This window comes from Amycolatopsis sp. cg9 (assembly GCF_041346945.1).
GTDB lineage: Bacteria > Actinomycetota > Actinomycetes > Mycobacteriales > Pseudonocardiaceae > Amycolatopsis.
In genome coordinates, this window is the sequence record NZ_CP166850.1 from 8596013 (window position 1) to 8621017 (window position 25005).

General features: G+C 74.3%; 13 protein-coding genes. 7 read left to right on the forward strand and 6 right to left on the reverse strand.

Annotated elements, in window-relative coordinates; translation table 11 throughout:
- Nucleotides 1-16 precede the first annotated feature (16 nt).
- Genes AB5J73_RS39545 through AB5J73_RS39555 form a run of 3 tightly spaced genes read left to right on the forward strand, consistent with a single transcriptional unit; the run spans nt 17 to nt 3031 of the window.
- Entirely contained in the window at nt 17-961 is a 945-nt protein-coding gene (locus tag AB5J73_RS39545; protein ID WP_370963998.1) for a hypothetical protein, read from the forward strand.
- Between the two features lie 4 nt (nt 962-965).
- Nucleotides 966-2480 carry an amino acid adenylation domain-containing protein gene (locus AB5J73_RS39550; RefSeq protein ID WP_370963999.1) on the forward strand — a complete coding sequence of 505 codons (1515 nt, stop codon included), beginning with the start codon at nt 966-968 and terminating at the stop codon, nt 2478-2480.
- Between the two features lie 20 nt (nt 2481-2500).
- The gene (locus AB5J73_RS39555; protein WP_370964000.1) at nt 2501-3031 is read left to right on the forward strand and encodes a flavin reductase family protein; all 531 of its coding nucleotides are present in this window, start codon (nt 2501-2503) and stop codon (nt 3029-3031) included.
- Nucleotides 3032-3285: 254 nt separating this feature from the next.
- Here the strand turns inward: AB5J73_RS39555 and AB5J73_RS39560 are convergent, their stop codons facing one another.
- The 3 genes from AB5J73_RS39560 to AB5J73_RS39570 all read right to left on the reverse strand — a co-directional run bounded on the left by AB5J73_RS39560 (nt 3286) and on the right by AB5J73_RS39570 (nt 5723).
- Complete coding sequence (locus AB5J73_RS39560) at nt 3286-4218, reverse strand: LysR family transcriptional regulator (RefSeq protein ID WP_370964001.1); 933 nt, start codon at nt 4216-4218, stop codon at nt 3286-3288.
- A 504-nt stretch (nt 4219-4722) separates the two neighbouring features.
- Nucleotides 4723-5043, reverse strand: coding sequence for an AzlD domain-containing protein (locus tag AB5J73_RS39565; RefSeq protein WP_370964003.1), 321 nt, complete (start codon nt 5041-5043; stop codon nt 4723-4725).
- Nucleotides 5040-5723 (reverse strand): AzlC family ABC transporter permease, encoded by a 684-nt coding sequence (locus AB5J73_RS39570; protein WP_370964004.1) that lies wholly within the window; start codon nt 5721-5723, stop codon nt 5040-5042. Before AB5J73_RS39570 ends, AB5J73_RS39565 begins: the two co-directional genes overlap by 4 nt.
- Nucleotides 5724-5891: 168 nt before the next feature.
- On the opposite strand from AB5J73_RS39570, the gene AB5J73_RS39575 reads away from it, so the two are divergent.
- A complete protein-coding gene (locus AB5J73_RS39575; RefSeq protein WP_370964005.1) occupies nt 5892-6446 on the forward strand; it encodes a CGNR zinc finger domain-containing protein in 555 nt (184 codons plus the stop codon).
- Between the two features lie 58 nt (nt 6447-6504).
- Here the strand turns inward: AB5J73_RS39575 and AB5J73_RS39580 are convergent, their stop codons facing one another.
- On the reverse strand, nt 6505-7719 hold the full coding sequence (locus tag AB5J73_RS39580) for a beta-1,3-glucanase family protein (RefSeq protein ID WP_370964006.1): 1215 nt from the start codon (nt 7717-7719) through the stop codon (nt 6505-6507).
- Between the two features lie 462 nt (nt 7720-8181).
- Here AB5J73_RS39580 and AB5J73_RS39585 point away from each other — a divergent pair, with 462 nt between their 5' ends.
- Nucleotides 8182-8607: a nuclear transport factor 2 family protein gene (locus AB5J73_RS39585; RefSeq protein ID WP_370964008.1), complete on the forward strand. Its 426-nt coding sequence runs from the start codon at nt 8182-8184 to the stop codon at nt 8605-8607.
- Between the two features lie 48 nt (nt 8608-8655).
- Nucleotides 8656-11511: a BTAD domain-containing putative transcriptional regulator gene (locus AB5J73_RS39590; protein WP_370964010.1), complete on the forward strand. Its 2856-nt coding sequence runs from the start codon at nt 8656-8658 to the stop codon at nt 11509-11511.
- A gap of 111 nt (nt 11512-11622) precedes the next feature.
- Here the strand turns inward: AB5J73_RS39590 and AB5J73_RS39595 are convergent, their stop codons facing one another.
- Entirely contained in the window at nt 11623-11802 is a 180-nt protein-coding gene (locus AB5J73_RS39595) for a hypothetical protein (protein ID WP_370964011.1), read from the reverse strand.
- Nucleotides 11803-12016: 214 nt separating this feature from the next.
- Here AB5J73_RS39595 and AB5J73_RS39600 point away from each other — a divergent pair, with 214 nt between their 5' ends.
- A complete protein-coding gene (locus AB5J73_RS39600; protein ID WP_370964013.1) occupies nt 12017-13225 on the forward strand; it encodes a helix-turn-helix domain-containing protein in 1209 nt (402 codons plus the stop codon).
- Between the two features lie 280 nt (nt 13226-13505).
- On the opposite strand, the gene AB5J73_RS39605 is transcribed toward AB5J73_RS39600, so the two are convergent.
- A complete protein-coding gene (locus AB5J73_RS39605) occupies nt 13506-24992 on the reverse strand; it encodes an amino acid adenylation domain-containing protein (RefSeq protein WP_370964015.1) in 11487 nt (3828 codons plus the stop codon).
- Nucleotides 24993-25005 lie beyond the last annotated feature (13 nt).

Genomic DNA, 25005 nt, shown 5'->3' on the forward strand with positions numbered 1-25005 from the left:
GACAACGGAGGCCGACGTGCACCTCATCAACGCCCCGGACGTAGTCCCGGAACTCAGTTGCTACACCACCAACCTGGTGGCCTACCTCGAAACCGACGACCCCGGCGTCAAGACCCGCCTGGCGCACGCCGTCCGCTTGGCGGTCCGGCGCGACGGCGGGCCCGGGGAGCTGGCCTTCTCCCAGCACACCCGCGTCGACGACGGCGCCGCGCGTGACCCGCTCGCCTACCGCGGCGCCGCGGACTGGGCGCAGGCCGCCGAAGACCTCGACGCCGAGCTCGCGCGTTCGGGGCGGGTGCTGGCCGTCGCCGACACCTTCCACCTGCCGTGGTCGCCCGCACACGAAATCGCGCACTCGCCGCACTGGCTGCTGCTGCTCGGCCGGCGCGACGGGCGGTGGCTGGTGGGCGACCACTTCTGCGCGCTGACCCCGCTCGGCGGGCAGGAACCCTTCCTCGGCTGGCTGGACGACGCCGCGCTGGAGCGCGCGCTGGCCCCGCACGCCCCGTGGCCGGCGGAGATCACCAACCGCGACCGCCTCGCACTGGGCGCCGCCGTGGAGCCGGTGCACGCGGACCTGTTCCGCTGGCTCGCGCGCACCACCGGCGACGTCGCCCCGGCCGAACCGGACGCCTGGACGTGCGGCCTGCCCGACGTCCTCGGGCGCATCAGCGGGGTGCTGGCCGAGGACGAGACCGCCGCGGCCCGTTACGGCGACGACCTGTGGGCGGCGAGCCGGCACTACACCTACCGCCTCGAGGTGCTCGCCGCGAACGGCGAGATCGGCGCGGAGGACGCCGCCGCGGCCGCGGTGAGCTGGGGCGAGCTGCCCAAGGTCGTCCGGTTCGCCGCGGAGTCCGCCGCGCGGGGCCGCCCCCGGACGGGGTTGCTGCAGCGGACGTTCGACGACCTGCTGCGCACCAACGAGAAGACGACCACCGGACTGGATCAGGAGGCATGAAACGATGGAAACGCTCTACCAGTGGTTCGCCGCGTCGGCCGAAGAGCACGCCGACGAACCCGCGCTCGAAGTCGGCGCCCGCACCCTGACCTACCGCGGACTGCGGGAGCTCGCCGGGCACGTCGCCGCCGAGGCCGCCGCCGCGGCGGGGACCGTGCCCGCCCGGATCGGCGTGCTGGCCGAACGCAGCGTGCTGACCTACGCCGGCTACCTGGCCGCGCAACGGCTCGGCAGCACCGTCGTCCCGCTCAACCCCGCCTTTCCCGAAGAGCGCAACCGGATGATCGCCGAAGCCGCCGGCCTGGACCTGGTCCTCACCGAGGAGAGCGCCGGCCTCGGCGTCCCGGAGCTGGTCATGACCGAACCCGGGGCCGGCGCCGCGCGCACCCCGCCGGAGCCCCGTACCGGGGACCTGGCCTACATCCTGTTCACGTCGGGCTCGACCGGGAAGCCGAAGGGCGTCCCGATCCGGCACCGCAACGTCTGTTCCTACCTCGGCCACGTCGTGCCGCGGTACGGCATGGCGCCGGGCAGCCGCGTGTCCCAGACGTTCGACCTGACCTTCGACCTGTCGGTGTTCGACATGTTCACCGCGTGGAGCGGCGGCGCGACGCTCGTCGTCCCCAGCCGCGAGGACCTGCTGGCGCCGGTGCGGTTCGTCGCGGAGAAGCGGCTCACCCACTGGTTCGCCGTGCCGTCGATCGTGTCCTACGCCCAGCGGCTGCGCAGCCTGCGGCCGGGGAGCATGCCCACGCTCCGCTGGAGCCTGTTCTGCGGTGAGCCGCTGACCACGCACCAGGCCGAGGCGTGGCAGCGCGCCGCACCCGGCGGCGTCGTGGAAAACCTCTACGGGCCAACGGAACTGACCATCAGCTGCGCGGAATTCCGGCTGCCCGCCGATCCGGCGGACTGGCCGGTCACCGCGAACGGGACCGTGCCGGTCGGGCGCCCCTACCCCAGCCTCAGCCACGTCGTGCTCGACGACCGCGGCCGCCCCGCGGTGGAGGGCGAACTCTGCGCGCGCGGGCCCCAGCGGTTCCCCGGCTACCTCGACCCGGCCGCCAACGAAGGCCGCTTCTACCACTTCGGCCCGGGCGACGAGACCGCGCGCCTGCACGGCCCGGACGACGAGCTCGACGACACCGCCTGGTACCGCACCGGCGACCGGGTGTCCTGGCAGGACGGTTCGCTCGTCCACTTGGGACGGTCGGACCAGCAGGTGAAGGTGCAGGGCTACCGGGTGGAGCTCGGCGAGATCGAAGCCGTGCTGCGGGACCAGGAAGCGGTGCGCGACGCGATCGTGCTGGCCCTGCCCGGCAGCGGCGGCACCACCGAGCTCGAAGCGGTCTGCACGGGTTCGGGCCTCGACCCCGACCGGCTGCTCACCGCCGCGGCCGCCCGGCTGCCCGGGTACATGGTGCCCCGGCGGCTCAGCGTGCTGGACGCGCTGCCCCTCAACGTCAACGGCAAGATCGACCGTTCGGCGCTCACCGCGCAAGCGATCGGGCAGCGCGGATGACCGCCCCGGAAGGGAACACCATGGGAACCGCAAACGCCACCCCGCCCCCGCTCCGCACGGTGCCGCCGGCCGGCCCGGACCTGGTGCCGACGGAGGGGTTCTGCCAGGCGATCGCGAAGCTGCCGACCGGTGTCACGGTGCTGACGACCGTCACCGAGGACACCCCGGTCGGCTGCACGGCCAACGCGGTGATGTCGCTCTCGGCCCACACCCCGAGCGTCCTGGTGTCGCTGGGCAGCCGCAGCCGCACCCTCGCGGCCATCCTCGACACCGGCTCGTTCGCCGTCAACACGCTGTCCTGGTCCCAGCGGGAGCTGACCCGCAAGTTCGCGACCGGCAGCCCGGCCGAGCGGTTCGCCGGCGTCCCGTGGCAACCGGAGCGCCGCGTCCCCGTCCTGACCGCCGCGGGAATGGCGCTGGTCTGCGAGGTGGGCGACACGGCGGACCTGCTCGACCACACCGTGGTCGTGGGCAAGGTGGTCTGGCTGCGCGACACGAACGCGGCCCCGACGGTGCTGTACGGCCGGGAGCAGTACCCGCTCGGGGCTTGAGGAAGCCGGAAAGCGCCCGGCCCGCCGAACTGGCGGGCCGGGCGCTTTGCCGCCGCCCCGACGACACCCGAGTCCTCCGACCGCACCGAAGCGGCGCGGGCGCTGACTCGGCCGCCGGGAAACGGGAGCCGCCCGGCAAAACTCTGCCGCCGGGCGGTCATCGACGCCATCCGCCACCTGATCGAGCAAGACAGCACGCGCGCCGAATCGGCGCGGCCGCATTGCCGTGCGGGGTTCGCTTTGCCGTGCGGGGTTCAGAGTGCGGAGCGGCGGACCGGGCCCGCGTCCGCTACCTGCTCGGCGGTTGCGCGGGCCGCCGCGTCGAGCAGGACCGAAAACCGTGGGTCGGCGCGGATCTCGCGGTGCCAGGCGACCTGGGTGAAGACCTGGAACGGTGCGGTCCACGGCACCTCGACCAGCCGGCCGTCGGCCAGCTCGGTCTCGACGCTGAGGCGGGGCAGCAGCGAAATGCCCAGTCCCGCGGTCAGGGCGTGCTTCACCGCGTCGATCGAGCCGAACGTGAGTGCCCGGACGCGGGTGTCGGCGGCGTCGCCCAGCGTGCGCTCGAACAGGCGCTGGTAGCCGCTGCCGCGGTGCGCGCACAGCAGGGGTTGCCGCGCCAGGCGCGCGGTCGGCACCGGCTCCGGGCCGACCGGCCCGTCCTGACCGGCGACCACCACGAGCGGCTCGGGGCACAGCAACGTCGAATCGGCCTTCGACGAAGAGTCGCAGACGTCGATGAAGAAGGCACAGTCCACATCGGAATCCCCGATCCGGCTCCACGGATCCTCTTCCAGTGGCCGGATTTCCAGTGCGAGCTCGGGGTGGCGGCGGTACAGGTACTCGACGATCGGCACCAGGCGGTAGGACGTGAGGCCACTGTCGGCCCCGACGGTCAGCGCGTCGCCGACGGCGGTGCCTTCGAGCACGGTCTCTTCCGCCATGCGGCTCAGCTTCACGATCTTGTGCGCGTAGCGCCGGAACCGCTGGCCCGCCGCGGTGAGGCGGATGAGCGCGCCGGTGCGGAGGAACAGGTCGCAGGCGAGGTCGCGCTCCAGTTTCTTGATCCGGGCGGTGACCGTCGGCTGGGCGACGCTCAAATCACTGGCCGCCTTGGTGAAACTCGACTTCTCGGCCACGCTGAGGAAAGTGTTCAGTGATGCGGTGTCCACGGCTCGGTTCACCACCGGTCGGGGCAAGGGGCACCGGGGGCGGGCCCCGTACCCGGGCGTGTGTTCCTTTCGCTGGACGGGCTCGATTTTCGCGGCACGGCGGTGTGGACGCCGAGATCCCGGTTGCGGCTCGCGGTTCTCCGGCCGGCCGCAGCGGCCGCTTCCCGGTGGTGGAGCAACTCGGTCCCGGACACGAAACCTCCCAGCGGCCGGCCACGCAACGCCGGCACGGCACCCTTCACGACCACGGTCCCCCCAGTGGTGCCCACGGCGCTTCCTCGGCCGCGGAAAACCTTTTCTCCTGCGCCCGGCGGATACCACCCGGCTCCGACGGACAAACTGCTCCCATCAGGCGGGCACCCGAGGCCGGCGCTTTCACCCGCCGTGGCCGGTACGGCAACGTCCTTCACTCCAAGAGACCAGCATCGCCCCGTCATCCCCTTCACCCTCTCCGCGGGATGAGCACACTTTTCGAATTTCCGGGATCCGCTCCCGCGTTTCCTTCCCACGACGGGAGGATCACCCGAACACCAGGCGCAGCACGGCGCTCACGACGGCGGCACCGATCATCGCGGTCAGGATGGACCGCTTGCCGGCCAGCAACGCGACCCCGGCGCCGACGCCCGCCAGCGCGGTCAGCGTCCGCACCGAGGACACCTCGCCCGAGGCGGGCCACAGCAAGGTGACCACCAGTCCCGCGATGAGCGCCGGAGTCGCGCAGGTCAGCGCGTTGCGCAGCCAGGTGGGCAGTTCCCGCCCGCCGGCCGCCAGCGGCACGACCACCCGCAACGTGAGCGCGGTGGCGCCGAGCGCCAGCACGATCAGCCACTGGTACGTCATCGCCGCACCCCCAGCGCCGCACCGGCCGCGGCGCCCGCGGCGCCGGCGACCAGCACCGGGACGCCCGGGGGCGCCCAGGCGACCAGCGCGCCCGCCGCGACCACGCCGAGGACCGCCAGGCCCCACGCGCGCGCGGTCTTGAGGTGCGCGCGCAGCAGGCCGAGGAAGAACACCGGGTAGGCGGCGTCCAGGCCGAGCCGGCCCGGGTCGCCGATGGCGTCCCCCAGGACAGCACCCAGCGCGGTCCCCATGGTCCAGCCGCACAGGCACAGCGCCCCGGCGATCCGCAGGGTCTTCAGGTCGTAGTGCCCGTCGCCGCGGTGGGCGATCGCCCAGGACCCGTCGGTGATCAGCAGCGCCGTGCCCGCCCGCGACCAGGCGGACCCGGTCAGCGCGGGCGCGATCGTGGTGCCCATCAGCAGGTAGCGCGCGTTGAGCGCGGCCGCGGCGCCGACGACGGCCCAGACCGAGCCGTGCTGCGCGATGACGGCGACGGCGCCGTACTGGGCGCTGCCGGAGAACACCAGCAGCGACATGGCCACCGGGGCCAGCACACCCATCCCGACCGAGGCCGCGAGCGCGCCGAACGCCATGCCGTCCGCCAGGTCGGCCGCGGCCACCGGCAGCACCGGGCGCACGACCCCGGCCGGTGAACGGTGTTCGGCGGCGGTTTCGGTCACGATGTCCACCTCCTCGGTCTCGACCCGACTGACGTTACCAACGAATCCGAGTGTTAGTAACCCGACTGGGTGGCGCTACCCGGCAATAACTTCCCTAAACCCCCGAAACGTCCGGTCTTGCTCCATTCGTGGTAACCAGCAGACGAACTTGTTGGTAATCTGCTGGGTATGACTCCCCGCCCGGCCGCCCCGCCGCCGCTCACCGTGGTCCAGAGCCTGGTGAACACCCGGGAGCTGCTCGAAAACCGCGACGACCTGACCACGGCGGCCGGCCTGGTCGCGTGGACGGCGGCCGAGGGGCTGCCCTGCCCGGCCCAGCCGGCACCGGCGGACCTGACCCGCGTGAGCCGGGTCCGGGAGGCCTTGCGGCAGCTGCTGCACGGCGGCGAGGGCGCCCCGGCCGCGGCGGCCGTGCTCAACGGCGAACTGGCCCGCACCGGCACCCGTCCGCTCCTGCAGGCCGGCCCGCCCGGCGCGGAGTTCGTCGGCGACGGTGGCAGCGCCTTGGACGCGGCGATCACCCGGGTGCTCGCCACCGTGGTCACCGCCCGCCTCGACGGCTCCTTGTCCCGGTTGAAGATCTGCGGCGCCGAGGACTGCCTGTGGGCCTACTACGACCGCTCCCCCAACGCGGTGAGCCGCTGGTGCGAAACCTCGGTCTGCGGCGCCCGCCACAAGATGCGCGCCTACCGCGCCCGCCGCGCCGCGGCCGCCAAGAGCTGAGCCCGGACCGCGAGCGGCGGCGCGGCGACCAGGGGCCGCCGCGCCGCCGGTCTGCGGCTCACCAGCCGACCGCGACCACCAGCCACTGCGGGTCACCGTGGGACACGAACGACGACTGGGCCGCCACGTCGTCGTACGGGAAGCCGTACGCCAGGCGGTTGATGCCGTGGTCGTGCCAGAACTTGGCGTAGTAGTTCGCCGGTGCCGCCTGGTAGTACCGCGCCGGGTCCTGCCACTGGGACTGCGGGAGGTGCGCCGTGTGCCGGTTGAGCGCCGCGCACATGTCGGGGTTGCCGGCCAGCGACCCGGCGCAGCCGGTGATGTTCGACGTGGGTTCGTTGACGCCGACCGACTGCGCGTAGGCGGTGAAGTAGTTCGCGTACCGGCCGCCGGCGCGGAAGTCCGGCGCGCTGCCCGGCGCCGGGATCCGGTACGGCGCGTTCACCGTCGCCAGGCCCTTGAACTCGGTCGGCACCTCGGCCTGGAACCGGGCGAAAGTGGCCGAGCGGTCCTCCTGGAACAACCCGTAGTCGTCGCCGACCTGCACGTCGTAGCCGTCGTGCGCGTGCAGCCGCATGGCCAGCTTCAGCGCGAACGCGTCGACCCGGGTGGTGTTGCCGTTGAACACGTCCGGCCCGACGGTGAACTCGATGAAGTCGGCGTACTGGCCGTTCGGGGTGCCGAGGTAGAAGTACATCCGCCCGGCGGAGTTCGCCGGCATGTCGATGTAGGGCTGCTCGGCGATCGAATGGGTCTGGCCGCCGAAGTTCCAGTACACCTGGCTGTCCGGGTACTTGCCGTTGGTGCGGTTGAGCACCTTCACGGTGAGCACGTTCCGCGCGGCGGGGATGCTGCCGGTGTCGCCCCAGAACGAGTCCGGCGGGGTGCCGGGCTGCGTCGGGACGGTGCCGCCGCCGGTGCCGTAGACCTGGAACTCCCAGAGCGAGACGCCGTAAGGGGTCGCCCGCGCGGTGGTGTTCAGGCGCACGTACCGCCCGGCCCCGGTCACGTTCAGCGTCTGCGTGCCGCCGGTACCGGTGGTCGTCTGGTACACAGTGGACCAGGTGGATCCGTTGTCGGACACCTGGATCTGGTACGCCGTGGCGTAGGCGGCCTCCCAGCGCAGCACGACCTGGCTCACGGTCGCGGCCCCGCCGAGGTCGATCCGGATCCACTGTGGATCGCTGAACTGCGACGACCACCGGGTGGCGGTGTTCCCGTCCACGGCGGCGGTCGCGGGTGTCCCCGCGTTCTCCACCGAAGACGCCGTCACGGCTTTGCCTTGGGATATCAGGGGGTCGGCCGCGTTCGCGGCGGGGGCGACGAGCCCCAGCGCGGTGACCGCGAGAGCGGCGGCCGCGGCCGCCAGGCGGGTGGTGGGTCCGCGACGGCGAAGCCGCGGCGGGGCGTTCGTGGGCATGGTTCCTCCCTGGCCGGGGAAGTGGTCGGACCCGCCGCCGGTCAGGGGACGGCGTCGTCCGGCTCGCCCCTGAGCGCCGGGCGGATGCCCACGGGGGCCGGCGGGGACGATCGGTAGAAAGGTTCATACCACCGGCACCGGCCTGTCAAGCCTTGACAGTTCGGCGCCGCGGAGCGATCCTCGGAACCGGTTCCACCTCGGCGGTCGCCGGCGATAGCCCGCCGATAGCGGCTTGGAAGCCGGCCCCGCGAGACTGGGCGCACCCGCCGGCCCCGGCGGCGGCCCACCCCGGGAACCCCGGCCCGGGACGACCCAGTGGAGGACGCCGAAATGGCGCCTGCGGGAGCAGGGGAACACACCCGGCCGAGCGCCGGAACCGTTTCCGTCGGAATCGAACACGTGCGGCTCAGCTACCACTACCTCGATATCGGGGACATCGACGGATACGGTTCGCTTTTCACATCAGACGCCGTTCTGCACTATCCGGGAATGGCACCGATCCGCGGGCGCCGCGCCATTGAATCATTCCGCGCGTCCCGGCCGGTCCGGCGGCACACCCTGCACACACTGACGGTGACGCACGGTGAGGTGGTGACGGTCGGCGACATTGCCGTGGCTGGGCCGAACGGCGGCAGTACAAATACCGCCTTCGTCGACAGCTTCACGCTTTCGGACTATGGGCTTATCCGCACCCAGAAGACAGACTTCGGTTCCAGGGGCATTCCACGAACGGCCGGGTGAGCGCGGGGCAGCGCGGTGCCCGGCCACGGATCGGCAATGAGGAACAGCGTGAGTTCGACGAGCGGGCTTTCCGGCGATCAGCCCGTCTACCGCATCCTCGGCCCCCTCGAGATCCGGGACACCGACGGCGGGGAACTGCGCATCCCGCCCGGGCGCCAGCAGATCGTCCTCGCCGCGCTGCTGGTCGAGGCGAACCGGGTGGTGAGCCTGGACCAGCTGATCGAAGCGATCTGGTACACCAGTCCCCCGGCGACGGCGCGGACGCAGGTGCAGATCTGCGTCTCCCGGCTGCGCCGCGCGCTGGCGGCCGCCGTCGGTCCCGATACGCTCGTGACGCGCGGCCCGGGCTACGAACTGCAGGTCGCCGACGGGCAGCTCGACGCCCGCACCTTCACCGACCTGGTCGCCGGGGCCGCTGAGAAGACGCGCGCGGGCGAGCTCGAAGAGGCGTCCCGGACGCTCGACACGGCGCTCGCCCTCTGGCGCGGCCCCGCGCTGAGCGGCGTCGGGAGCAGGCTCTTGGAGGCCAGGGCCAACCGCCTCGACGAACAGCGGCTCAACGCCGTCGAAGCCCACTTCGACCTCGGGCTGCGGCTCGGCAGGCACCACCAGCTGATCGGCGAGCTGGCCGGCCGGGTGAGCGAGAACCCGCTGCGGGAACGCCTGCGCGGCCAGCTGATGCTCGCCCTCTTCCGGTCCGGGCGGCAGGCCGAGGCGCTGGAGACCTACCGGGCGGGTCGGGAACTGCTGGTCGAGCAGCTCGGGCTCGAGCCGGGCGACGAGCTGCGCCGGCTCGAGTCCGCGATCCTCTCCGACGACGCCGGGCTCCGGCGGAACCCCGGTCCCGAGGCGGCCGCGGCGCCGGCGCACCCGCCCGTCGTGCCGTTCCAGCTGCCGGCCGACATCGCCGACTTCAGCGCGCGCGATGACCTGATCGAGCACACCGAGCGGCTGCTGCTGGGCGGCCCGGCCCGCCGCGCGACCCCGGTCGTGGTGCTCGCGGGCAAGCCCGGCGTCGGCAAGACCGTGCTCGCGGTGCACGTCGCGCACCGGATCGCCGACGACCACTGCCCCGACGGCCAGCTCTACTGCGACCTCGGCGGGACCCGGGCGCACCCGGCCGAGCCGCTCGACGTCCTCGGCCGGTTCCTGCGCGCCCTCGGCGTCCCCGGCCCGGCGGTGCCCGCTTCGGTCGACGAACGCGCGGAGCTGTACCGGCAGCGGCTGGCGGGCAAGCGGATGCTCGTGGTGCTGGACGACGCCGAGTCGGAGCGCCAGGTCCGCGACCTGCTGCCGGGCCGGTCCAGCTGCGTCGTGCTGGTGACCAGCCGCGTCCGGCTCACCGGGCTGGCCGGGGCCGGTGTGCTGGACGTCGACGTGCTCGACCCGGACCGGGCGACCGGGCTGCTCGCCACGATGATCGGGGCGGAGCGGGTGGCCGCCGAGCCGGTCGCCGCCACCGCGCTGGTCCGGCTCGTCGGCGGGCTGCCGCTCGCGCTGCGGATCGTCGCCGCCCGGCTCGCCGCGCGGCCCAGCTGGTCACTCGCGTGGATGCTGGAACGGCTTTCGGACGAACGGCGCCGGCTCGACGAGCTCGCGCACGGCGAGCTGATGGTGCGGGCCAGCCTCGCCCTCACCTACGACGGGCTGGCCGGCGACGCCCGGCGCCTGCTGCGGCTGCTCAGCTGCCTGGACCGGCTCAGCTTCCCGGTCTGGGTGGCCGCGGTGCTGCTGGAGACCGACCCGGTGCGGGCGGCCGACCTGCTCGAACGGCTCGTCGACGCGCAGATGCTGGAGATCTCGGCCGTCGAGCGGGACGGCAGCCCGCGCTACCGCTTCCACGACCTGATCCGGCTGTTCGCCCGCGAGCAGCTCGACGAGCACGAGCAGCCGGCCGGCCGGCACGCGGCGCTCGCCCGGGTCGCGAGCGGCTGGCTGGGCCTGGCGCGCGAGGCGCACCACCGCATCTACGGCGGCGACTTCACCGTGCTGCACGGCTCGGCGCCGCGGCTGCACCCGCCCGACAGCGCCGTCGACCGGATCCTGACCGACCCGCTGGTGTGGTTCGAAGACGAGCAGGACAACCTGTGCTCGACCGTCGCGCTGGCCGCCGAGGCCGGCCTGGACGAGTGGGCGTGGGACCTGGCGGTCACGCTGGTCGCGTTGTTCGAAAACCGCTGCTACTACGACGATTGGGAACGCACGCACCGGCTGGCGCTGGCGGCGGTCCGCGCGTCGGCCAACCGCCGGGGCGAGGCCGCCCTGCTGTGCTCGCTGGGTTCGCTGCACCTGAGCCGCGCCCGGCCGGACGCCGCGGCCGAGCCGCTCGCCCGCGCGCTCGCGACGTTCGAAGAACTGGGCGACGCGCACGGGAAGGCGATGGCGCACCGGAACCTGGCCCTGCTGGACGAGGCCCGCGGGGCGGAGGCGCAGGCCCAGGCCCGGTTCGAGTGCGCGCTCATCGAGTTCCGGCTGGCCGGCGACCCGGTCGGCGAGGCGTACGTCCTGGGCAGGCTGGCGCAGACGGAGCTCGACGCGGGCCGCGAGGAGCGCGCCGGGGCGTACCTGGCCGAGGCGCTGCGGATCTGCGACCGGACGGCGACGCCCCGCGTCGAGGTCCAGCTCCGCTACCGGCTCGGCGGGCTGCTGATGAGGCAGGGCCGGCACGAGGAAGCGGCGGAGCTGCTGGCGGGACTGCTGACCCGCGCCCGCGCGGCCCGCGACCTGGCCGGCGAAGCCCGCATCCTGCACCGGCTCGGGCTGGCCCACGCCGGCTTGGGCCGCCGTGACAGCGCGGAACGGCTGTTGCGGGAGGCGCTCGAGCTGCAGACCCGCATCACCGGGGGTGCCCCGGACAACGGGGTCCGCGCCGACCTCGCGGCGCTGGAGGCCCTGCCGGGCTGAGCTGAAGGGGAGGTTCCGCGCATCTGGTGCGCTGAAGGGGACTTTCCTCCCGTCACACGCGGGGAAAGTCCCCTTCAGCCCGCGCGGCCACGGTGTTCCGGGCGTCCGGCTTCACCAGGGGGTGTCGGCCGAGGTGCCGCCGCTCCAGGGCGTGTCCTGCGGAGCGGCCCACGGCGTGTCCGCCGTCGTCGACCACGGGGTGTCCGCCGGGTCCGCCTGGGCCGTCGTGGCGCCGGGGAGCGGGAGGAGGACCATCGCGGCGATCGCGGTGAGGGCCGGGAGAATACGCACCGTCGTCTCTTTTCGTCCGGGGGCCGTGCTATTTGCCCCACCGACGTTAGGAAAGCCCGGTATCCCGCCGCTATCGTCCGGGTTATCGCCCTCGCGGTGGCTGCGTGATACCGCCGGGATAGCCGCGCTCACGATGCTCGGCACGTGGTGGAAACCGCATCCGGACCTGCCGGGCCCCGCGATCGGGAACGGCGCTGACGAGAACGGACGATTCGTGCAGCGGAATTTCGGTGAACTGCTGAAGGCCCATCGCGCAAAACGCGGTGCCACCCAGCGGCAATTGGCGGACCTGTCCACGGTGAGCATTCGCGCCATCCGCGACCTGGAGTCCGGGCGGGCGCACCGGCCGCGCCGGGACACCGTGCGGCTGATCGCCGACGGGCTCGGCCTGCGCGGCCGCGAACGCGCGGACTTCGAGGCGGCCGGCTCCCACCCGGCGGCCGGCGACTTCCGGCTCCGGTGCGCCGATCCGGCCCCACCGCCGGCGCCGCTGGACGCGCTGCTCGGCCGGGACGAAGAGGCCGCGGCCGTCCACGAGCTGCTGGCCGCGGGCAGCCACCGGCTGGTGACCATCACCGGCCTCGGCGGCGTCGGCAAGAGCCGGCTGGCCCAGGAAGTGGCCGTCGGGGCGCACGAGTCGGGTGGTGTGCTCGTGCTGTGGTCGTCCGCGACGAGCCACCGGGACCTGCTGAGAACGACCGACCTCGGTGAACTCGCCGTCCTCGTCGGCGATCGCCCGGCCCTGCTGGTCCTCGACGGGCACCCGGCCGACCGCGTCCGGCTCGACGACCTGGCCGTCCTGCTGCGCGAGTGCCGCGGGCTGCGGGTCCTCGCCACCGCCCCGGCACCGTTCGGCCTGCCCGGCGAGCGCGTCTTCCCGCTGACGCCGCTCGCCGTGCCCGAACCCGGCGTCGACGGCCCCGCCGCGCTCATGGCCGTGCCGTCGGTCCGGCTGCTGGTCCGCGAGGCCCGCCAGGTCCGGCCCGGCTTCTCCCTCGACCGGACCACGGCCGCCGACGTCGCCGCGCTCTGCCGCCGCCTCGACGGCATCCCGGCCGCGCTCGAGGCGGCCGCCTGCTGGTTCCTGGTCTACGAACCGGCGGACGTCCTCGAGCACGTGCGGACCGACCCGTTCGCGCTGACCGCGGACCACCGGCCGGGGCTGCGCGACACCCTCGACTCGGCGGTGCGCGGCCTCGACGACGCCGAAGTCTCCCTCCTGGCGCGCCTGACGGGACTCGACGCTGGCTGGTCGATCGGCGACGTCGCCGTCCTGACCGGCATCCCGGCGGCGGCCGGCGCCCGGTTCGTCCGCCGCCTCGTCGTGCACGGCCTGGTCCGCCCGGCGGGCCCGGACCGCACCCGGTTCCGCACCCTGGACCTGGTGAGCGCCCTGGGCCTGGACCACCGGGTGGCGGTCTGACCCGGCGCCCGGCAACGGTCTTGAATGACTCATTCAGGTCTTCGGAGGTCCTGAATGAGTCATTCAAGACCTTCGAGCCGTCGGGGCGGCCAGGTCGGGAGGGCGGCTCCGGTCCAGAACCACCGGCCGGCGACGTCATGAACGACCCGTTCACCTCGACCAACGGCATGAACGACCCGTTCATGCCGTCCGCGCCCGCCCGACGGCAGACCGGCAGACCGGCAGGCCGGCAGACCGAGCAGGCCGGCAGACCGGCGGACCGGCGAAGGTCTTGAATGAGTCATTCGAGACCTCCGAGCCGGCGCGCCACCTCCGGGCCGATCTGCGCCAGCGCCGCCGGTGTCGTCAGCTCGCCGTGCCGGACCGCGACATCGTGCACGGTCAGACGGCCCGCCACGTACGGCTCCCACGACGACGGCCGGGGCGAATCGGCGTGCTTCCCTTCCGTGGCCCGGAAGAACAAGACGTCACCCGGGAACCCGTCCGGCCGGTGCCCCCGGGCCAGCGCGCTGTTGTGGGCGAACACCCCCGGCAGCGCGTCCACCACCGCCGGCGCGAGCGCCGCCAGCGGGCTGTCCTCCGCCAGGAGGATCGACCGGACCCTGGCCGCGTCCACGTCGTCGGGTACGTCGTGGCCGAGCGAAGCCAGCAGCGCGGCGAGCGGGTCGGCCGGGGCCGTTGCCGGGCCGGACGGCGGGTAGCCGTCCAGCATCGCCAGCAGTCCGACCTCCTCCCCCTGCTCCCGCAGCTGCGCGGCCATCGCGTGCGCCACCTGCGCGCCGAACGACCAGCCGAGCAGGTGGTACGGCCCGCGCGGGCGCACCCGGCGAAGCTGCTCCAGGTAGTCCTTGACCAGCTCGTCGACCGTGGACGGCTGGCGATCCGGCTGGGTGAGGCCGCGCGATTGCAGTGCGTAGACCGGCCGGTCGACGTGCGCGAGCAGGCCCGAGTACACCCAGCCGAGGCCGGCGGCCGGGTGGACGCAGAACAGCGGCGCGCCGGAACCCGCCGGGCGCAGCGGCAGCAGGACCGCCAGTTCGTCGCGGTCGGTGCCGGTCGCGGTGCCCGTCCCCAGCCGCCGCGCCAGCCCGGCGACGGTCGGGGTCTCGAACAGCACCCGGATGCCCAGCTCGGCGCCGAGCTCCCGGCGGATCAGGCTGATCAGCCGCGCGGCGATCAGCGAATGCCCGCCGAGGTCGAAGAAGCCGTCGTCGATCGACACCTCCGGCACGTCGAGGACCTCGGTGAAGAGGCCGCACAAGGCCCGTTCGAGGGCCGTGCGCGGGGCCCGGCCCACCACCGCGGCCGTGACCGGGGCGGGGAGCGCGGTGCGGTCGAGTTTCCCGTTCGGGGTGAGCGGGAGGTCTTCGAGCACCACGAACGCCGAAGGCACCATGTGCCCGGGCAGGAACGCCTCGCAGTGGGCCTTCGCCGGGACGTCGGACCCGGCGGCGAGGTAGGCGACGAGCCGGTCTTCGCGCAGCACGGTCACCGCCTGCCGGACGCCGGGGCAGCGGCCGAGCACGGCGTCGATCTCGCCGAGCTCGATCCGCACGCCGCGGACCTTCACCTGGTGGTCGGCCCGGCCGAGGAAGTCGAGCCGGCCGTCGCGCCGCCACCGCACGACGTCGCCGGTGCGGTACAGCCGCTCCCCAGGGCCGCCGAACGGGTCCGCGACGAAGGACGCGGCGGTCAGGCCGGGCCGGCCGAGGTAGCCGCGGGCGAGCCCCGCCCCGGCCAGGTACAGCTCCCCCGGCACGCCCGCGGGCACCGGGTTCAGCCGCCGGTCGAGGACGTGGACGCGCGTGTTCGGCACCGGGCCGCCGATGTCGGGCGGGCCGTCGCCGTCCGGGGTGACGTCCCCGCCGGTGGCCATCACGCTGCACTCGGTCGGCCCGTAGCCGTTGACCAGCCGGAAGCCGGCCCCGGCGGGCGGACGGCGGCGCAGCCGGTCCCCGCCGGCGACGACGACCCGCAGGTCCGGGCCCGGGAAGCCGGGTTCGTCGAGCATCAGCTCCAGCCGCGGTGTCGGCAGGAACGCCACTGTGATCCCGGTGAGCCAGTCGGCGAGCGCGCCGGTGTCGTCGAGCACGCGCTGGGCGGGCAGGTGCACCGACGCGCCCGCGGTGAGCAGCGGCCAGGTCTCGAAGACGGCGGCGTCGAACCCCAGCGCGGCCACGTGCCCGCCCCGGTCTTCGGCCGTGACGCCGAATTCGCGGTGGTACCAGGCGCAGAGGTGGGCGAGCCCGCCGTGGTCGAGCACCACGCCCTTCGGCCGCCCGGTCGACCCCGACGTGTAGATGACGTAGGCGGCGTCACGCGGGGCCGGGGCGACCGGTGGCGCCGACGGCGGCCGGGCGGCGATCGCGGCGGCTTCGGTGTCGAGGCACAGCACCCGCGCGGTCCCTTCGACCCGCGGGGCGAGATCGGTGGTGGTGACCACGACCGGCGCGGCGGCGTCGGCGAGCATGAACGCCAGCCGGTCGGCCGGGTAACCGGGGTCGAGCGGCACGTACGCGCCGCCGGCCCGCAGCACGGCGAGCTGGGCGACGAGCAGTTCCGGCCCGCGCGGCAGGCAGACGCCGACCAGCGTGCCGCGGGTGATCCCGAGGTGGTGGGCCAGCCGGTTGGCCCGCCGGTTCAGCTCCGCGTAGCCGAGTTCCCCGGCTTCGCTGACGACGGCGACGCCGTCGGTGCGGTCGGCGATCTGCGCCGGAACCGCGCGCCACGGGCCGAAGTCCACCGGGTCCGGCGCGGTGAGCAACCGGCGCCGTTCCGCCGGAGCCAGCACGTCGAGCCGGTCGATCGGGGTGTCCGGCGACGCGATCGCCGCGGCGAGGACCCGGCGCAGCCGCGTGACGAAGCCGGTGACGGTCTCGCGGTCGAACAGGTCGGTGCGGTAGGCGAGCCCGCCGCCGATCCCGCTCGCGCGGCCGGGCTCGAGCTCGTGCAGCGACAGCGCCAGGTCGAAGGCCGCGGTCCGCACGGCGACCGGCTCGCCGCTCACCCGCAGGCCGGGCAGCTCGAGGTCGGCGTCGTCGGCGTTCTGCAGCACGAACAGCACCTGGAACAGCGGGTGCCGCGCCAGCGACCGGGCCGGGTTGAGCTCGTGCACCAGCCGCTCGAACGGGACGTCCTGGTGGGCGAAGGCGCCCAGGTCGGTTTCGCGGACGCGGGCGAGCAGCTCCCGGAACGTCGGCGCGCCCGCGGTGTCGACGCGCAGGACCAGCGTGTTGACGAAGAACCCGACGAGGTCGTCGAGGGCTTCGTCGGTGCGGCCGGCGACCGGGGTGCCGATCGGGATGTCGTCCCCGGCACCCAGCCGGCTCAGCAGCACGGCGAACGCGGCCTGCAGCACCATGAACAGCGTGACTCCGCCTTCGCGGGCCAGATCCCGGAGCCCGGCGTGCAGGACGGCGTCGAGCTCGACCGGGACCGAGGCACCGCCGTGCCCGGCCACCGCCGGCCGCGGCCGGTCGGCCGGCAGTGCCAGCTCCTCCGGGAGACCGGCCAGCCGCTCGCGCCAGTACGCCAGCTCCGCGCCCAGAATCGAGCCGTCGTCGTCCGGGTCGCCCAGGACTTCGTGCTGCCACAGGGCGTAGTCGCGGTACTGGACCGGCAGCTGTGTCCACTGTGGACTCGTTCCGGCGCAGCGGGCGGTGTAGGCCGTGGAGAGGTCGCGCACGAGCGGGCCCATCGACCAGCCGTCGCTGACGATGTGGTGCTGCACCAGGACGAGGACGTGGTCGGTTTCGCCGAGGACGAGCAACCCGGGCCGGAACGGCCGGTCCGTGGTGAGGTCGAAGGTCGCCGCCGAGGCCGCGTCGAGGGCTTCGGCCAGCCCGGACTCGTCGATCGTCCGGACGTCGAGCACGCCGTCGGCAGGCAGGACCTGCTGGCACGGGCTGCCGTCCACCTCCGGGAAGATCGTGCGCAGGGCCTCGTGGCGGCCGGTGACGTCGGCCAGCGCGGCGGTCAGCGCGGCCCGGTCGAGGCGGCCGGTGAGCCGCAGCGCGCAGACCACGGCGTACCCGGCGTCCCGGCCGTGCAGCTGGTTGAGGAACCAGAGCCGGTGCTGGGCGTGGGACAGCGGGATCCGGTCCGGGACCGGCCGCGGGCGCAGCGCGGGCCGGACGGGCCTGCCGTGGTCGATCCGGGCGGCGAGCCCGGCGACGGTCGGGGCCTGGAACAGGTCGCGGATCCCCAGTTCGACGCCGAGCGCGGACCGCGCCCGGCTGATCAGGCGCGTCGCCAGCAGCGAGTGGCCGCCGAGGTCGAAGAAGCCGTCGTCGATCCCGACCCGGCCGGCGCCGAGCAGCTCGGCGTACAGTCCACAGAGGATTTCCTCGGCCGGGTTCCGCGGTGCGCGGGAGGAAGCGGACTCGACCGCCGGGATCGGTAGCGCGCGGCGGTCGATCTTCCCGTTGGGGGTCAAGGGAAGCCGGGGCAGCACCAGGACGGCGGCCGGCACCATGTACTCGGGCAGGACGGCGGCCAGGTGGCCCCGCACCTCGGCCGGTCCGGCGGTGCCGGTGCAGTACAGGACGAGCCGCCGGTCCCCCGGGACGTCCTCGCGCACGACAGCGACGGCCTGCGTGACGCCCGGGTGCCGGGTCGCCGCACCGGAGACCTCACCGAGCTCCAGCCGCTGGCCGCGCAGCTTGACCTGGTCGTCGGTGCGGCCGAGGTAGTCCAGCTCGCCCGTGTGGGTCCAGCGCACGAGGTCGCCGGTGCGGTACATCCGCTCCCCCGGCGTGCCGGGATCGGGCACGAACCGCTCCGCCGTCAGGCCGGGCCGGTGCAGGTAACCGTCGGCGAGCTGGATCCCGGCGAGCCAGAGTTCGCCGGGCACGCCGGGCGGCACCGGGGAAAGCCGCTCGTCGAGGACGTACGCGCGGGTGTTCCACACCGGACGTCCGATGGGGACGGTGGACTCGCCCGGGGTGTACGGGTGGTGGCTGGCCTCGACGGCGAACTCGGTGGGACCGTAGAAATTGGACAGTCGCGCGGGCAGCGCCGCCGCGCACCGCCCGGCCAGCGCCGGGGTGAGCGCTTCGCCACCGCAGAACACCTGCCGCAGCGACGTCACGGCACCGGGTTCGGCGAGGAAGGCTTCGAGCATCGCCGGGACGAAGTGCGCCACCGTGACCCGCTCGGCGCGGACCAGTTCGCGCAGGTACGCGGGATCGCGGTGCCCGTCGGGCCGCGCGACGACCAGGGCCGCCCCGGCGATCAGCGGCCAGAACAGCTCCCACACCGAGACGTCGAACCCGGTCGGCGTCTTCTGCAGCACCCGGTCGCCGTCGCCGAGCGCGTAGTCGGCCTGCATCCACGCCAGGTGGTTGACGATCCCGGCGTGCGACATCAGCACGCCCTTCGGCCGCCCGGTCGACCCGGACGTGTAGAGCACGTAGGCCGGGTGGGCGGCGGTGATCCCGGGCAGCGGCGCGTCGCCGTCCAGCCGGGTCTCCGGGGTGAGCACCAGCGACGGGCGCGCGTCTTCGAGGAGGAACTCGATGCGCTCGGCCGGGTAGCCGGGGTCGACCGGCAGGTAGGCCGCACCGGCGCGGTGGACGGCGTGCACCGCCACGACCAGGTCGGGTGAGCGCGGCAGCCGCACCGCGACGACGTCGCCGGGCCGGACTCCGTGGGCGCTCAAGGCGCGCGCCAGCCGCTCGACCCGGGCATCCAGCTCGGCGTAGCTCAGCGACTCGCCTTCGAAGACCACCGCCGTCGCGTCCGGCGTGCGGGCCGCCTGGCGGGAGAACAACGCGGGTAGCGTCTCCGCGGAGATCGGCGCCTCCGTCGCCGTCCACCCGGCGAGCGACCGGCGGTCCGCCTCGGACAGGAGGTCGATGCGGTCCACCGGGGTGTCCGGGTCGGCCGCGACCGCGCCGAGGAGCCGGACCAGGCGGCCGGCGAGCGCTTCGGCGGTGGTGCGGTCGAACAGGTCGGCGGCGTAGGACAGCGAGCCGCGGATCCCGTCGTCGTGCTCGGCGAGGTTCAGGCCGAGGTCGAACTTCACCGCGTCGGAGTCCAGGACCTCCGGGGTGACGTCGAGGCCCGGCAGCGCCAGCTCGGCGTCGCCGGTGTTCTGCAGCACCAGGAACACCTGGAACAGCGGGTGCCGCGCGAGGGACCGGGCCGGGTTGAGCTCGTGCACCAGCCGCTCGAACGGGACGTCTTGGCGGGCGTAGGCCGCGAGGTCGGTTTCGCGGACGCGGGCGAGCAGCTCGCGGAAGGTCGGGGCGCCGCTGGTGTCGGTCCGCAGGACGAGGGTGTTGACGAAGAAGCCGATCAGCCCGTCGAGGGCTTCGTCGGTGCGGCCGGCGATCGCCGTGCCGATCGGGACGTCCTCCCCCGCGCCCGAGCGGGTCAGCACCGTGGCGAGGGCCGCCTGCAGCACCATGAACAGGGTCGCCTGCGCGGACCCGGCCAGTGCCCGGAGCCGGCTGGCCAGGTCCGCGCCGATCTCGACCGGCACCGAGTCGCCCCGGTGCGAGGACACCGCCGGGCGGGGCCGGTCGAGCGGCAGCGGCAGTTCGTCCGGGAGACCGGCGAGCCGCTCCCGCCAGAAAGCCAGCTGAGCGGCCAGCAGCGAGTCCGGATCGGCCGCGTCGCCGAGCAGATCCCGTTGCCAGAGCGTGTAATCGGCGTACTGCACCGGCAACGGTGTCCAGTCCGGCGCCCGGCCGTCCCGGCGCGCGGTGTACGCCTCGGCGAGGTCGGCGACCAGCGGGCCCATGGACCAGCCGTCGGCGGCGATGTGGTGCAGCGTCAGCCGGAGCACGTGGTCGTCCGGCGCCTCGGCGACGAGCGACGCGCGGAACGGCGGCTCGCGCGTCAGGTCGAACGGCCGTGCGCCGGGTGCCGTCAGCTCGGGCCGCCAGCCGTCCAGGACCACCTGGCGGGGCTCGCCGTCGGCGGCCGGGAAGATCGTGCGCAGGACCTCGTGCCGTTCGACGACGTCGCCGAGGGCGGCGCTCAGCGCGTCCCGGTCCAGCTCGCCGCGCAGCCGCAGGGCGAGCGGCATGTCGTACGCGCCGGTGTCGTCGCCGAACTGCAGGAGGAACCAGAGCCGGTGCTGGGCCGGGGAAAGCGGCATCGGCTCGGGCCGCGGCACCGGCCGCAGCGCCGGGCGGGCCGCGCCGGCTCCGGCGAGCCGGGGGGCCAGCTCCGCGACGGTCGGGGCGTCGAACAGGTCGCCGATGCCGAGCTCCGCGCCGAACGCGGCGCGGATCCGGCTGACCAGCTTGGTGGCGAGCAGCGAGTGGCCGCCGAGGTCGAAGAAGCCGTCGTCGATCCCGACCCGCCCGGCCCCGAGGACGTCGGCGAAGAGCCCGCACAGGATCTCTTCGCGGGCGTCGCGGGGCGCCCGGGACACGCCGGCGGTGAAGTCCGGTGCCGGGAGCGCGCCGCGATCGAGCTTGCCGTTCGGGGTCCGCGGCAGGGCGGGGAGCACGACGAACGCCGACGGGACGAGGTGCCGCGGAACGAACGCGCCGACGTGACCCGCCAGCTCGGCCGGGTCCGCGTCGCCCACGAAGTAGGCGACGAGCCGCTCCTCACGCAGGATGACGGCCGCCTCGCGCACCTCCGGGTGCTCCGCGGCGACGGCCGCGATCTCCCCCGGTTCGACGCGCAGGCCGCGCAGCTTGACCTGCTCGTCGGTCCGGCCGAGGTAGTCCAGCTCGCCCCCTGCGGTCCAGCGGACGAGGTCGCCGGTGCGGTACATCCGCTCGCCGGGCCCGCCGAACGGGTCGGCGAGGAACCGGTCGGCGGTCAGGCCGCCGCGGTGCAGGTAGCCGTCCGCGAGCTGGGCCCCGGCGAGGTACAGCTCGCCCGGCACGCCCGGCGGCACGGGGCTCAGCCGGCCGTCCAGCACGTACGCGCGGGTGTTCCACACCGGCGCGCCGATCGGGATCGGTGGTCCGGTGACGACGTGAGCGGTGGCGTCGACCGCGACCTCGGTCGGGCCGTAGAGGTTGATCAGCTCGGCGCTCAGCGTCTTCGCGCAGCGCTCGGCCAGCGCGGCGGTCAGCACTTCCCCGCCGCAGAACACCTGCCGCAGGGCCGGGGAGTCCACTTCGGACAGGCTCAGGATCCCGTCGAGGATGCCGGGCACCACGTACAGCACGGTGATCCGCTCGCGCCGGATCGTATCCAGCAGGTACGCGGGATCGCGGTGGCCGTCCGGTTTCGCGACGACCAAGGCCGCTCCGGCGATCAGCGGGCGGAAGAACTCGAGCACCGAGACGTCGAAGCTGGACGGTGTCTTCTGCAGCACCCGGTCCCCGGTGGTGAGCGGGTGTTCGGCCTGCATCCACGCCAGGTGGTTGACGATCCCGGCGTGCGACATCAGCACGCCCTTGGGCCGCCCGGTCGACCCGGACGTGTAGATCACGTAGGCGGGGTGGTCCGGGCCGACCGCGGGCAGCGGGACGTCGGAGACCGGTTCGCCTAGGTCCGATTCGGGCGTGAGCACCAGGGCGGGCCGGGCGTCGGCGAGCATGAACGCCACCCGGTCGGCCGGGTAGCCGGGATCCACCGGCAGGTAGGCGGCACCGGCGCGGTGCACCGCGTACACCGCGGTGACCAGGTCGATCGAGCGCGGCAGCTGCACCGCGACGACGTCACCCGGCTGGACACCCCGAGCACGCAGGACCCGGGCGAGCCGGTCCACCCGGGCGTCGAATTCCGCATACGCCAGCGACTCGCCCTCGAACACGACCGCGGTCGCGTCCGGGGTCAGCGCGGCTTGCCGGGCGAACAGCTCCGGCAGCGTCGCCGCCGGGACCGGGGCCGCGGTGTCGTTCCAGCTCGCCAGGTTTCGATGCTCCACTTCGGACAGCAGCTCGACGCCGTCCACCCGGGACCCGGGGTCGGCGGCCACGACGGCGAGGAGCCGGACCAGGCGGTCGGCGACGTCCTGCGCGGTGGCCCGGTCGAACCGGTCGGTGGCGTATTCGAGGCTGCAGCCGAGCCCGGCGCCGCGGTCCTCGACCGTGAGGCTCAGGTCGAACTTGGCGGTACCCGACACGGTGTCGCCGGCGGTCACGGTCAGCCCGGGCAGCGTCCAGCCGCCGCCCGCGGTCCCCGCGTCGAGGAAGGAGAGCAGCACCTGGAACAGCGGGTGCCGGGCGAGCACGCGGGGCGGGTTGAGCTCCTCGACGACCCGCTCGAAGGGCAGGTCCTGGTGGGCGAAGGCGCCGAGGCCGGCGTCGCGGACCCGGGTGAGCAGCTCGCGGAACGACGGCGCGCCGCTGGTGTCGGTGCGCAGCACGAGCGTGTTGACGAAGAACCCGACGAGGCCGTCGAGGGCTTCGTCGGCGCGGCCGGCGACCGGCGTGCCGATCGGCACGTCCTCCCCCGCGCCGAGCCGGGTGAGCAGCAGCGCGAACGCCGCTTGGACGACCATGAACAGCGTCGCTTGGCTCTCCCGGGCCAGCGCCACCAGCGCCGCGTGGGTGGCGGCGTCGACCTCGGCCGAGACGACGTCCTTGCGGTGGGTCGGCACCGCGGGCCGGGGGCGGTCGGCCGGCAGGGCGATCTCGTCGGGCAGGCCGGCCAGCGCCCCGGTCCAGTGGCTCAGCTGGCGGGCCGCCAGGCTCGCCGGGTCGCGCTCGTCGCCGAGCAGCCCGGCCTGCCACAGCGCGTAGTCCGCGTACTGGACCGGCAGCGCCGGCCACGCCGGGGCCTCGCCCTGGAGGCGGGCGCCGTAGGCGGTGGCCAGGTCGGCCAGCAACGGGCCGGTCGACCAGCCGTCCGCGGCGATGTGGTGCAGGCAGAGGACGAGGACGGACTCGCCGCCCGCGCGGAACAGGCGGGCGCGCAGCGGGATCTCGCGGGCCAGGTCGAACGGCGCGCTCCCGGCGGCTTCGACCGCGGCCGGCGTGAACTCGGCGACTTCCAGCACGTCGGCGGGGACCGGCAGGACGTGCTGCCACGGCTCGCCCCCCTCGACCGGGAACACCGTCCGCAGGGTCTCGTGCCGGGCGACGACGTCCCGGCAGGCGGCCGCCAGTGCCGGGACGTCCACCGGCCCGGCGAGGCCGAGGGTGAGCGGGATGTTGTACGCGCGGTCCTGCCCGTCGATCCCGGCGAGGAACCACAGCCGCCGCTGGGCCGGGGACAGCGGGACGCGGTCCGGGCGGGGCAGCCGGGTGAGGGCCGGGCGGACCGGGCCGGGTGCCTGTGCGTCGAGGGTGGCCAGGATGCCGGCGACGGTCGGCGCCCGGAACAGCGCGCGGACGCCGAGTTCGGCGTGCAGCGCCGTGCGGATCCGGCTGATCAGCTGGGTGGCGAGCAGCGAATGGCCGCCCAGCGCGAAGAAGCCGTCGTCGAGGCCGACGGTGTCGAGCCCGAGCACGTCGGCGAAAAGTCCGCAGAGGATCTCTTCGCGCGCGGTGCGGGCCGCGCGGAACGCGACCGGCTCGTCCTCGGGCGCGGCCGGCGCGGCGACGGCCTCGACGCGCGCGAGTTCGAGCGTCCCGAGTGGACGGTCCGGGTCCGCCAGCGCCAGTTCGAGCAACCGCACCAGCATCGCGGCCATTTCGTCCACAGTGGACCTGTCGAACAGGTCGGCGGCGTACTCGAACTGGCACGACACGCCGTTCGCGTGCTCGGCGAAGACGACGCTGAGGTCGAGCTTGGCCGTCGCCAGGTCCAGCGGCACCGGCTCGACGTCGAGGCCGGGCAAGGTGAGCGCCGTTCCGTCGTCGTGCTGGAGCACGACCATGACCTGGAACAGCGGGTGCGCGGCGGCGGACCGGCCGGCGCCGAGGCGCTCGACGAGCCGGTCGAAGGGGACGTCCTGGTGGGCGTAGGCGTCGAGGCCGGTGTCGCGGACCCGCGCCAGCAGCTCGGTGAAGCCGGGGTCGCCGCTCAGGTCGGTGCGCAGCACGAGCGTGTTGACGAAGAACCCGACGAGGTCGGCCAGCGCGGCTTCGCTCCGGCCGGAGACCGGAGTGCCGAGGACGACGTCGTCGCCCGCGCCCCAGCGGTGCAGCAGTGCGGCCAGCGCCGCCTGCAGGCCCATGAACGGGGTGCAGCGCGCGGCCCGCGTGACCGCGACGAGCCGGGCGTGCAGGTCCGCCGGGAGCTCGATCTCGACGAGCCCCGCGGCGCCGGTCGTGCCGCCGGTGCGGTGCGCGGGCAGGACCATCCGCCCCGGCAGGTCCGCGAGCCGCTCGGTCCAGTACGCGAGCTGGGCGCTCAACACGCTGTCCGGGTCGTCCTCGGTGCCGAGCACCTCCCGCTGCCACTCGCTGAAGTCCAGGTACTGCACGGGAAGCGGCGCCCAGTCCGGCGCGTGGCCGTCGAGCCGCGCGGTGTAGGCGGCCGCCAGGTCGCTACCCAGCGGGCCGAGCGACCAGCCGTCGCAGGCGATGTGGTGCAGCACGAGGAGCAGGATGTGGTCGTCCGGCGCGAGCTCGAACAGCGTGACCCGCAGCGGCAGGTCTTCGGCGAGGTCGAACGGCCGCGCGATGGCGGCGGCGAGGTCGTCACCGGCCCGGACGTCGAACACGAGCCGCTCCGCCGCCGCCTCGAGCGGGAGCACCCGCTGGCCGGGCACGCCGCCGTCGACCGGGATGACCGTGCGCAGCACCTCGTGCCGGCCGAGCACGTCGGCGACGGCGGCCCGCAGCGCGCGGCGGTCGAGGTGGCCGCGCAGCCGCAGCGGGAAGGGGACGTTGTAGGTCGCGGCGGGACCTTCCAGCTGGTCGAGGAACCACAGGCGCTGCTGGCCGAACGACAACGGACGCACGGGAGGGATCCCT

What these genes read in the sequence shown, in the direction of transcription:
- AB5J73_RS39565 (WP_370964003.1), bottom strand. Translation starts at nt 5,043, where the DNA reads ATGACGTACCAGTGGCTGATCGTGCTGGCGCTCGGCGCCACCGCGCTC.
- AB5J73_RS39555 (WP_370964000.1), top strand. Translation starts at nt 2,501, where the DNA reads ATGGGAACCGCAAACGCCACCCCGCCCCCGCTCCGCACGGTGCCGCCG.
- AB5J73_RS39550 (WP_370963999.1), top strand. Translation starts at nt 966, where the DNA reads ATGGAAACGCTCTACCAGTGGTTCGCCGCGTCGGCCGAAGAGCACGCC.
- AB5J73_RS39575 (WP_370964005.1), top strand. Translation starts at nt 5,892, where the DNA reads ATGACTCCCCGCCCGGCCGCCCCGCCGCCGCTCACCGTGGTCCAGAGC.